A 10,921-nucleotide genomic window follows, 5' to 3' on the forward strand; every position below is an offset into this window, starting at 1 on the left:
AGAGCCAGGTCGGCTTTCAGGCCGCCTCGGCGGCTGTGGCGGTAGTCGCCCCCTCGAGAGGCCGAGTGGAGGTTCTGCGCAGTGGGCAACCCGGCATGGATGCCGGGTTAGCCGCCCCCGGCCATGGATGGCCGATGGCGGCGGGCCCACGGAGCAGGACCGGAGCGAGGGCATGCCGAGCCTAGGCGAGGCACCGAACGAAAGGGGCAAAAGCGCTTTGGTTACTTTCGCGCTTTTCGAAAGTGACTCGCCGTAAGGGCGAAACCAATACCAGCCATCACCGCAAAAACGGATATGCCCCCCCCTTCAAAAAAACAAACCACCTGACACAAAAACGCTCCCGCATTCGATCTGCGCCATCGGCAATACCCGAGCAAAACCATCGGAGTTTCTTGATCGCCATCAAGCAGGTTTCAACCCTTCGCTTCCTATCATGGACGGGCCAAGCAAAGAGGAAGCGACCATGTCAGAGACCTTCACCAAAGGCATGGCCAGGAACATCTACTTCGGGGGAAGCATCTTCTTCTTCCTGGTATTCCTGGCCTTGACCTACCACACGGAACAGACCTTCCCGGTGCGCAGTAACGAAGCGCAGTTAACCGAATCAGTGATTCGCGGCAAAACAGTCTGGGAGCAAAACAACTGCATCGGCTGCCACACGCTGCTGGGCGAGGGCGCCTACTTTGCGCCTGAGCTGGGCAACGTCTTTCAGCGGCGCGGCGGGGAGCAGGGCTTCAAACCTTTCCTGCATGCCTGGATGAAAATGCAGCCGCTGGGCGTACCGGGCCGGCGCGCGATGCCTCAGTTCAAATTGAGTGACCAGGAGGTGGATGACATCGCCGAGTTCCTCAAATGGAGCTCGAACATCAACACCAATGGCTGGCCGCCAAACAAGGAGGGCTGAGCAATGAGCATTGCCAATCCACATCTGAAATTCGCCTCGCAAGCCGTGGCCAAACCGTACTTCGTGTTTGCCCTGATCCTGTTCCTCGGTCAGGTGCTGTTCGGTTTGATCATGGGCCTGCAATACGTGATCGGAGACTTTCTGTTCCCGATCATTCCGTTCAACGTGGCGCGGATGGTGCACACCAACCTGTTGATTGTCTGGCTGCTGTTCGGCTTCATGGGCGCGGCCTACTACCTGATCCCGGAAGAGGCCGACCGTGAGCTGCACAGCCCGAAACTGGCAATCCTCCTGTTCTGGGTGTTCGCCGCCGCCGGTGTGCTGACGATCCTGGGCTACCTGCTGGTGCCGTATGCGGGCCTGGCCAGGCTGACCCACAACGAGTTGCTGCCGACCATGGGCCGGGAGTTCCTCGAACAGCCGACCATCACCAAGATGGGTATCGTGGTGGTGTGCCTGGGCTTCCTCTACAACATCGGCATGACCCTGCTCAAAGGTCGCAAGACCACCGTCAGCATGGTGATGATGACCGGGTTGATCGGGCTCGCGGTGTTCTTCCTGTTCTCCTTCTACAACCCCGGCAACCTCGCCCGTGACAAGTTTTACTGGTGGTGGGTGGTGCACCTTTGGGTGGAAGGCGTGTGGGAATTGATCATGGGTTCGATGCTCGCCTTCGTGCTGATCAAGATCACCGGGGTAGACCGGGAAGTCGTGGAGAAATGGCTGTACGTGATCATCGCCATGGCGCTGATTACCGGGATCATCGGCACCGGTCACCACTTCTTCTGGATCGGTGCGCCCGAGGTCTGGTTGTGGGTCGGCTCGATCTTTTCCGCCATGGAACCGCTGCCGTTCCTGGCCATGGTGATCTTCGCGTTCAGCATGGTGAAGAACCGTCGTCGGCAACACCCGAATCGTGCGGCCACGCTGTGGGCCAAGGGCACCACGGTCACGGCGTTCTTCGGTGCGGGCGTCTGGGGTTTTCTGCACACGTTGGCCCCGGTCAACTTCTACACCCACGGTTCGCAACTGACGGCGGCTCACGGTCACCTGGCCTTCTACGGCGCTTACGCGATGATCGTGATGACCTTGATCAGCTACGCCATGCCACGCTTGCGCGGCTTGGGTGAAGCCGGCGACGAGCGTTCGCAGACGCTGGAGATCTGGGGCTTCTGGTTGATGACCCTGTCGATGGTGATGATCACATTGTTCCTCACCGCTGCCGGTGTCGTGCAGGTCTACCTGCAACGCTGGCAGGCCGACGGAATCGCGTTGCCCTTCATGTCCACGGTCGAACATTTGCAAGTGCTGTTCTGGGCCCGCCTGGGTTCCGGTGTGGGTTTCTTCGCCGGGTTGCTCTGCTACTTGTTCAGCTTCAAGCAACGTGGCCGCGCCGCTTTGCGCGCCCCGGCTGCCGTGGTTCCGTCATGAGCCTGCATAACGGCTAGAAAAAGTCGGCCCGGCTGAGACAGCGGGCCGTTTTTTTGCTTTGGAAAAAGGGCAACTACCATGGCCTTTACCGTTGAACTGGAAGAGTGGGTCGGCAGTGTCTGGCACCGTTTCATCACCCGGCGCGCCAGTGCGGATTTCCCCGAGGCACGCGTTGAGCTGATCAGCCAGCAACGCCCGCTGGCGCTGTTGTTTCGCGCCATGGGCGGTGCCAACGGTGTCGGCGTCGAAGCCGCCAGCGACCGCGATCTGCTGCTGCGGCGCAACGTGTTGCAGCAGATCGCCGGCACCTGCAAACAAGTGCCGTTGGCGTGGTGCGACGCGGCGAATCTTCGGCTGCCGTCGAGCCTGGCGGTGTTTCCTGACGTCGCTCTGAACGAAGAACTCTATCGTTGGCTCGCGCTGCTGGCGGCGCAGGCCGGGCCGATGCGTCACTGGGGGCGGGACAATCAGCGCTGGACGCAACAGCTGTTGCAGCGCTTCCCTGCGTTGCGCGTCCGCTATCAACGCCTGGTCGATGCGCATCTGCAATTACGCCCGGATCCGGCCTCGTTGAACCGCAGCGAAGCCGCGCTGGAGCGGGCGTTATGCCAGGCGTTGCGTGAGCCGGGCAGTGTCGAGCATTTTCCTCGTAGCGAACGTGCAGCCTGGCCGCTGCCGTTGTGGTTGTACCCGCCGCAAAATTTCGGCAGTGCGCAGGCAGCCGATCTGGGCGATGAATCCGAAGAGTCGTTGACCACGCCACCCGGTGAACAGAAAAGCGGACGCAAACGCGCCACGCGGATCGATGAAAGTACCCGTGATGGCGGGCTGTTGGTGGTGCGCCTGGAGAACCTGTTCAGTTGGACCGAGCACGTGGATCTGGATCGCTGGTCGGACGACAGCGAAGACCCGGACGCCGCCCGGGTCGCCGATGACCTGGACGAACTGACGCTGTCGCGCACCCGTCTGCGCAAGGGCGGCGGTCTCAAATTGCACCTGGATCTGCCGCCGGCCGATGTCGACGATATTCCCTTGGGCGAGGGCATCAAGTTGCCGGAGTGGGACTATCGCAAGCAACGGATGCAGGACAGCTTCGTCAATCTGCAAATGATGGTGCCGCGCGACTGTGAAGCGCAGCCGCTGCCGCCACGGCTCAAGACCTCGGCGCGACGTTTGCGCCGCCAGTTCGAACACCTGCGCAACGACCGCCAGTGGTTACGCCAGCAACCCCAGGGCTCTGAACTGGACATGCAGGCCTGGCTGGATTTTCACGTTGAACGCGAGCATGGCGAGTGCGCCGAACGGGGTTTGTTCATGGAACAACGCCAGACCCGCCGCGACCTCGCGTGCCTGCTGCTGGCCGATGTGTCGATGTCCACCGACGCCCATCTCAACGATGAACATCGTGTCATCGACGTCATCCGCGACAGCCTGCTGCTGTTCGGCGAAACCCTGTCGGTGCTGGGTGATGATTTTGCCCTGTACGGGTTTTCCTCATTGCGTCGCCAGCAAGTGCGCATGCAGGAACTCAAGTCGTTCACCCAGCGTTATGACGACAACACCCGAGGTCGCATCCAGGGGCTCAAGCCGGGTTATTACACACGCATGGGCGCCGCCATTCGCCAGGCCACCAAACTGCTGGGCACCAGCAAACGACGCAGCAAATTGTTGCTGCTGCTGACCGACGGCAAACCGAATGATCTGGATTTGTATGAGGGCCGCTACGGTGTCGAAGACACCCGCGAGGCGGTGCGGGAGGCGCGGCGCCAGGGATTGACGCCGTTCTGTATCACGATTGATCGCGAGGCCGGGGACTACTTGCCGTACATGTTCGGCGCCAATGGCTACACCTTGATCCGCCAGCCCGAACAACTGCCTCTGCGCTTACCGCAGTTGTATCGCCAGTTGACCCAGCCATGACCCTTCCTGTCGGAGCGAGCTTGTCTCGGGCGGCGTTCCGATGATGGAGGTTAACGATAACGCGTACGTCCTGATTCAACGCGTCGTCCTCAGGTCCATCGCGAGCAGGCTCGCTCCTACAGTGCGTCGCGCAGCATCAACGCGGCAGCCAGAAAAACATCGCCACGCAAAAAACCGTCAGGCCGATGCAGAACCACATGAACCGATGCTGCCGACGCTCCCCGGCGCGTTCGGCCAGTGCCGGCAGGGGCATGCCGCAGTGGCGGCATTCGGTTTCTTTGGAGGGGTTGGCGTGTTGGCAATACAGGCAGACGGGCATGGCGCTCACTCGAACTGTTCCAGGCGTGGACGATCAAGAATGGCGATCTGGCGGCCGTCCTGGGTAATGATTTTTTCATCGATCAGGCGGCGGATGATGCGCGAAAACGTCTCCGGCTGGATCGACAGGTGCCCGGCAATCAGTTGCTTGGCCATCGGCAGTTCGAATTGACTGTCGATGGTTTGCTGGCGCACCAGTTGCGTCAGCAGATAGCGCACGACCCGGTGGGTGGCGTTTTTCAGTGACAGGGTTTCGATTTCGTTGACCCGCTGATGCAGGCGAACGCAGAGCTTGCCCAGCAGCGCGAAGGTCAGCCGGCTGTTGTTCTGCAGCAAGCGCATGTAGGTGCTGTTGGATAACCGGTAGAGCTGGGTAGGGCAGACCGCTTCGGCTGAGGCCACATAGTTGGGGGTGTCCATCAGCATCATCGCTTCGGCGAAGGTTTGCCGATCGCTGAGCACCTCGAATACTTTCTCCTGCCCGTCGGGTGTCAGGCGGTAGATCTTCACCGCCCCGGCAATCACGAAATAGAACGAATCGGCCGGCTCGCCCTGACGGAACAACGGCTCGCCTTTGTCGATGCTCAGCAGTTGGCTGGTACTCATCAATTCATCCAGCTGTTCTTCATTCAACGGCTCGAACAAGTGATGACTGCGCAAAATCTGGTGATGGACGCGATGAAGCACCATGGGAATTCATCCTGAAGGTTGAGGAGTGGCTTGCGATCAAGAATCAGACAAGGCCCAGGGAGATGCCGCTGGCTACCGCCAGGACGGAGGTCAACACCACAAACCAGGCCAGTGGCTGGACGACTTTTTTCATGAGGACTCCCGGGATCGAGTTTGCTTTGAGTTCCCGAGGCTTGAGCAAAACGCGGGCCATGCCTGAAGGCCTTTGTTTATTGGGGTTGTAGACGGACAGGGTAAAAAAGACCCATGCATTTAGGGTAAAAACAACCTTCAAATGGTCATTTTTACCCTGCATCAGCTACCGTTACAGCTAGGAAGTGCCGCCAGCCGTTGATCTGGAGCGGGGGCACGGCCCTTGCACACTTGATCTGCGACAAAGGCAATTGCTCGGCAATACCCGATGATTGCACCCGGAATTACCTCGCGCGCTGGTTGGCGCCAGGTCAGCAACAAGGTAGAGGAGTGGCTTTATGCAAGTGCTTGACCGCCGTAAAGCGATGGCCATCGCGCCGCTGTTACGTCTGGCCTTTCGGCCGTTCTTCCTCGCGGGCGGCCTGTTGGCCGTGCTGGTCATCCCGCTTTGGCTGGCAGCCTTCAGTGGTTCGTTGTCCGCGTGGCAGCCGGCCGGTGGTTGGCTGGGCTGGCATCGGCATGAATTGCTGTTCGGGTTCGGGCTGGCGATTATTGCGGGCTTCCTGCTGACGGCCGTACAGACCTGGACCGGTCGCCCCGGCCTCAGCGGCAAACCGTTGGCCGCGCTGGCGCTGCTGTGGTTGGCGGCGCGCGTGGCGTGGCTGGTCAATGCCCCGTGGCCGCTGCTGGTGGTGCTGGAAATGGCGTTCCCGCTGGCGGTGGCGGCGTTGATGGGCTTCACGTTGTGGAAGGTGCGGCAAAAGCGTAACTACCCGATTGTGGTGGTCCTGCTGTTGCTGGCCGGGGCCGACGGGTTGTCCGTGTCGGGGCTGGTCGCAGGTCATGAAGGCTGGCAGCGTCAGGGCGTGCTGACCGGCATCTGGCTGGTGGCGGCCATGATGGGGTTGATCGGCGGGCGCGTGATTCCGTTCTTCACCCAGCGCGGCCTCGGCCGGGTTGACGCTGTTGCCCCTTGGCCATGGCTGGATTGGCTGCTGCTGATTGGCTCGCCACTGGTGGCGTTGCTGTATGCCGTCGGCCCTGCGCTCAACGCCAATGTCTGGGTAGGTTTGTTGTTCGCGATGCTGGGGGCTGGGCATCTGGTGCGCCTGGTGCGCTGGCAAGATCGCGGCCTGTGGCGCGTGCCGTTGTTGTGGTCGCTGCACCTGGCTTACGGCTGGCTGGCGGTGGCTTGTCTCGGCATGGCGCTGTGGCATTTCGGCGTACCGCTGAACCCGAGCCTGGCAGTGCATTGCCTGACAATCGGCGCCATGGGCGGTCTGGTGCTGGCGATGATCGCGCGGGTAACGCTCGGGCATACCGGCCGTGCGCTGGAGCCACCGTCGGGCATGACCTTGGCGTTCATTTTGCTCAACCTGGCGTGTCTGAGTCGGGTCGTGTTGATTGTGTTTTTCCCTTTGCCGGCGCTGTGGCTGGCCGGTCTGTGCTGGACGCTGGCGTTTGCGCTGTACGCCTGGCGTTATGGGCCGATGCTGCTGCGGGCCCGGGTCGACGGTCATCCGGGATGAGCAGGCCAAAGAATGGAGGCGGGCGATGATGTATCCCTTTTTGTTGATTACGCATTTGCTGGCAGCCATCGCCTTCATCGGCACGCTGTTTTTCGAAGTGGTGATCTGGCACCGCGCCCGCCAGCCGCTGGTAGAAGCGGCGCGAGTGACGGCGGATCAGGCGATTGCCGTGCGCTCGCGCAAGGTGCTGCACGGTGTGGTGTTGCTGTTGTATGGCGCCGGCATCGCGCTCGCCTGGCAACACCGCGGTGTTTTGAGCCAGCCGCTGGCCAGCAGTTTTGGCACTTTGCTGAGCCTGAAAATCATCCTGGCCCTGAGCATCATCGGCCATTACCTGCTGCTGGCGTATTGGCTGAAAAGCGCGCGGCTGTCCACGACCCGCGCGACCTGGATTCGCCGCAGCATTCTCGGGCACATGGTGTTGATCGTGATCCTGGCCAAGGCAATGTTCTATTGGCACGGCTGATGGCGCTGTAAAGCCGGTAGTTCTGAGGCGACGCCATTCGCGAGCAAGCCCGCTCCCACAGGGGAATGTTGATCCCTGTGGGAGCGAGCCTGCTCGCGAAAAGTGTGATCAGTGGTGTGGGTTCAGGGCGTTGATGAACAGCACGTTGTTTTCCAGGTGAATGTGTTGCATCAGGTCGTCCTTGAATTCCAGCAACCCGCGATAGAGTGCGCGCCAGGTGTTGCAGGCATCCGCTGGCGGAGTGATGTGGTGGGTCAGGGCGAGCATCTGTTCCAGCGCTTCGCCATGTTGATCATGTTCGAAACGCAACACCTGGATCGGCGGTGCGGCCTGCGGGCCGATACCTTGTTGCAGCATCGGGAAGAGCACTTGTTCTTCCTTGAGCATGTGGCCTTCGAGTTCTTGCTGCATGTCGCTCAGCAGATCGGCCAGGCCGTTGGGGCAGGTGCTGCGCGCCCCGTGCACTTGCTCGACGCGTCGGGCCAGGCGGATCAGTTCCGGCAGTTGCTCGCGGTGGCGGGCGTGGTAGCGCGTCAGGAGGTGGGCAATCAACGCCTCGGACGTTTCGGTGCGCCAGTCGTGCTGGGTTTCGCCGGTGTCTTGCAGGGTTTCTAGGGCATCGGCAATCAGCAGCGGATCGAGGTCTTTGCCAAGGGCCGCTTCCCGCAGGCTTTTATGCCCGCCGCAACAGAAGTCCAGTTTGAAGTTGTGAAAGATTCGGGTGGCGCCGGGAATGTCGCAGGCCAGTTGGCCGAGGCTTTGTTCCAGTAGGGTCTGGCTCATCAGGGGTTCCTTGCTTGGGTTTCAACGGTTCTCCTGGCTTGTTGCATCCAGCGTGCCATATTTAACTGATTGATAAGTATGAATTTATTTTTAGTTGTGGTGATGCGCACCCTGACGCATTAGGGTGAATCCCACCATAGAGGGTAATTAAAACCATGCTGCGTGAAAGCCTGGCGGCCGACCTGATTGTCGAGTTGCCCAATGCCGTACGGTTGCAACGACTGGTCCAGACCCTGCGCCAATACTTCAACAGTGGCGCGGTGGGTTTATTGCGTCTGGATGACGACAGCCTCAGGCCCGTGGCGACGGTGGGGCTGGTGCATGAAGCGTTGGGGCGCCGGTTCGTCATCGCCCAGCATCCTCGGCTGGCGGCGATCATGGCCTCGCGCGAACCCGTCTGGTTCGAGCCCGACAGTCGCCTGCCGGATCCTTACGACGGATTGCTCGACAACCACATCGGCGAACCGCTGCCGGTGCATGACTGCATGGGCGTGAGCCTGTATGTCGAGGGGCGGATCTGGGGCGCGATCACCCTTGATGCGCTGCACGCTGGAACCTTCGACAGCCGTGCGCGGGAGGAGCTCAAGCGCTGCACCTTGCAGATCGAAGCAGCCGTGCGGGTCACTCGCCTGGAACAGGAAAACCGCAGCTTGCGCCTGTCTCGCAGCGATCCTCAGGATTTGCGAATGCCGGTCGAGGAGGGCGAGATCCTCGGGCAGAGTGAGGTGTTGCATCAGCTACTCAATGAGCTGGACGTGTTGGCCGACTCCGATCTGCCGGTGTTGCTGCTGGGCGAAACCGGCGTTGGCAAAGAACTGTTCGCCCGGCGCTTGCATCGTCTGTCGCGGCGCAGCCACAAGCCGCTGATTCAGGTCAACTGCGCGGCCCTGCCCGAGTCGTTGGCGGAAAGTGAATTGTTCGGACACGTCAAAGGCGCCTTCTCTGGCGCCACGGGTGACCGTGCCGGGCGCTTCGATGCGGCCAACGGTGGCACGCTGTTCCTCGATGAAGTCGGTGAGTTGCCATTGAGTGTGCAAGCGAAATTGCTGCGCACCTTGCAGAACGGCGAGATCCAGCGCCTGGGCGCGGACAAGCCGCTGCATGTCGATGTGCGCATCATCGCCGCCACCAACCGGCACTTGCCGGACAGCATTCGCGATGGCCTGTTTCGGGCTGATCTGTATCACCGGCTCTCGGTGTACCCGGTGCCGATCCCGTCGTTGCGCGAACGCGGCAATGACGTGTTGATGCTGGCCGGGCATTTCCTTGAGCTCAATCGGGCGCGGCTCGGCCTGCGTGGCTTGCGTCTGTCGCCGGCGGCGGAACGCGCGTTGCTGGCGTATACCTGGCCGGGCAACGTGCGCGAGCTGGAGCATGTGATCAGTCGTGCCGCCTTGAAGCAGCTCAGTCGCGGCAGCAGTCGTGCGTTGATCATGACGCTGGAGCCCGAGATTCTTGATCTCGACAGTGCTCCGAGCGCACCGCAGGTTGTTACTGAGCCTTGCGACGCCGCTCCGGCTGATCTGCCATTCCAGCCGCTGGGTGAAGCCGTCGACGATTATCAACGCAAGAAAATTCTCCAGGCCCTGAGCCTGTCCGGGGAAAACTGGGCCAGCGCGGCGCGGATTCTGGAAGTCGATCCGAGCAATTTGCACAAACTGGCGCGGCGTCTGCGGCTCAAGTAATCGACACTGTTGATGGCGGTCAAGGTCGGTTGGCGCAGTGCCTCGCACACTGAGCAAAACCTTCCGGAGATCACTGTCATGCCGCTTTCCCTGGCCCAAATGCGCCGCAACTACACCCTGTATGGTTTGCAGGACGAGCATGCGCTGGATGACCCTTTGGTGATGTTTCGCCAATGGCTGCAACTGGCCCGCGACACCGAGAGCGCGCCTGTCGAAGCCAATAGCATGATGCTGGCGACGGTCGACAGCGAAGGGCGGCCGCACTGTCGTGTCCTGTTGCTCAAGGGCTTGAGCGAGGAAGGGTTTACGTTCTTCGGTCATTACCAGAGTGACAAGGGCCAGCAACTGGCCGCCAATCCTTATGCCGCCATGACGTTTTTCTGGCCGGGGCTGGAGCGGCAGGTGCGTATCGAAGGTCGCGTCTCGAGGCTGGATCCGGCGTTGTCGGATGAGTACTTTGATTCCCGGTCCATGGCCAGTCGTCTCGGCGCCTGGGCTTCGCCGCAAAGCCGTCCGCTGGCGAGTAGGGCAGCGCTTGAATTGCTGTTGGCTGACACGATCAAACGCTTCGTCGGGCAGACTGTGTCGCGACCTGAGCAATGGGGCGGCTATTGTCTGCATCCTGAGCGCCTGGAGTTTTGGCAGGGGCGTGCGGACCGGTTGCATGACCGTATCGACTACCGCTTGCATGAGGGTGTCTGGAAACGGAGCCGCCTGGCGCCTTGAGCCTGATGGAAAATGGTGGGGTGGGTTTGTTGGTGTGTGTATCCGTTTCTTCGGTGATGGCGGCTATTGGTTTCGCCCTTACGGCGAGTCACTTTGGAAAAGCCCCAAAGTAACCAAAGGGCTTTTGCCCCTTTCGTTCGGTGGCTCGCTAATGCTCGCCATGCCCTCGCTCCGGTCCTGCTCCGTGGGCCCGCCGCCATCGGCCATCCCTGGCCGGGGGCGGCTAACCCGGCATCCATGCCGGGTTGCCCACTGCGCAGAACCTCCACTCGGCCTCTCGAGGGGGCGACTACCGCCACAGCCGCCGAGGCGGCCTGAAAGCCGACCTGGCTCTTTG

Annotated in this window: 10 protein-coding genes; 7 read left to right on the top strand and 3 right to left on the bottom strand. The window is 61.2% G+C overall.

Annotated features, from left to right (window positions below):
- Positions 1-463: 463 nt before the first annotated feature.
- From KGA82_RS25820 to KGA82_RS25830, 3 genes are all read left to right on the top strand, one after another.
- The gene (locus tag KGA82_RS25820; protein WP_008029662.1) at positions 464-904 is read left to right on the top strand and encodes a c-type cytochrome; all 441 of its coding nucleotides are present in this window, start codon (positions 464-466) and stop codon (positions 902-904) included.
- Positions 905-907: 3 nt separating this feature from the next.
- Entirely contained in the window at positions 908-2,335 is a 1,428-nt protein-coding gene (locus KGA82_RS25825; protein ID WP_008029660.1) for a cbb3-type cytochrome c oxidase subunit I, read from the top strand.
- Positions 2,336-2,413: 78 nt separating this feature from the next.
- Positions 2,414-4,255: a nitric oxide reductase activation protein NorD gene (locus KGA82_RS25830; RefSeq protein ID WP_223453068.1), complete on the top strand. Its 1,842-nt coding sequence runs from the start codon at positions 2,414-2,416 to the stop codon at positions 4,253-4,255.
- A gap of 136 nt (positions 4,256-4,391) precedes the next feature.
- Here the strand turns inward: KGA82_RS25830 and KGA82_RS25835 are convergent, their stop codons facing one another.
- Both KGA82_RS25835 and KGA82_RS25840 read right to left on the bottom strand, forming a co-directional pair.
- On the bottom strand, positions 4,392-4,574 hold the full coding sequence (locus tag KGA82_RS25835; protein WP_223437169.1) for a protein DnrP: 183 nt from the start codon (positions 4,572-4,574) through the stop codon (positions 4,392-4,394).
- Positions 4,575-4,579: 5 nt separating this feature from the next.
- Positions 4,580-5,263, bottom strand: coding sequence for a Crp/Fnr family transcriptional regulator (locus KGA82_RS25840; RefSeq protein WP_008029654.1), 684 nt, complete (start codon positions 5,261-5,263; stop codon positions 4,580-4,582).
- A 470-nt stretch (positions 5,264-5,733) separates the two neighbouring features.
- On the opposite strand from KGA82_RS25840, the gene KGA82_RS25845 reads away from it, so the two are divergent.
- Together KGA82_RS25845 and KGA82_RS25850 are read left to right on the top strand one after the other, a co-directional pair.
- Positions 5,734-6,924 (top strand): NnrS family protein, encoded by a 1,191-nt coding sequence (locus KGA82_RS25845; RefSeq protein ID WP_223453071.1) that lies wholly within the window; start codon positions 5,734-5,736, stop codon positions 6,922-6,924.
- Positions 6,925-6,952: 28 nt separating this feature from the next.
- Complete coding sequence (locus KGA82_RS25850; protein WP_223453074.1) at positions 6,953-7,390, top strand: CopD family copper resistance protein; 438 nt, start codon at positions 6,953-6,955, stop codon at positions 7,388-7,390.
- A gap of 108 nt (positions 7,391-7,498) precedes the next feature.
- Here the strand turns inward: KGA82_RS25850 and ytfE are convergent, their stop codons facing one another.
- Complete coding sequence (gene ytfE / locus KGA82_RS25855) at positions 7,499-8,173, bottom strand: iron-sulfur cluster repair protein YtfE (protein ID WP_008029646.1); 675 nt, start codon at positions 8,171-8,173, stop codon at positions 7,499-7,501.
- 155 nt (positions 8,174-8,328) lie between these two features.
- On the opposite strand from ytfE, the gene norR reads away from it, so the two are divergent.
- A complete protein-coding gene (norR, locus tag KGA82_RS25860; RefSeq protein WP_223453072.1) occupies positions 8,329-9,858 on the top strand; it encodes a nitric oxide reductase transcriptional regulator NorR in 1,530 nt (509 codons plus the stop codon).
- A 78-nt stretch (positions 9,859-9,936) separates the two neighbouring features.
- Positions 9,937-10,584, top strand: a complete 648-nt coding sequence (gene pdxH, locus KGA82_RS25865) for a pyridoxamine 5'-phosphate oxidase (RefSeq protein WP_223453073.1) — start codon at positions 9,937-9,939, stop codon at positions 10,582-10,584.
- The last annotated feature ends 337 nt before the right edge of the window (positions 10,585-10,921 follow it).

It is taken from the genome of Pseudomonas sp. BF-RE-22 (assembly GCF_019956155.1).
Taxonomy (GTDB): Bacteria; Pseudomonadota; Gammaproteobacteria; order Pseudomonadales; family Pseudomonadaceae; genus Aquipseudomonas; species Aquipseudomonas migulae.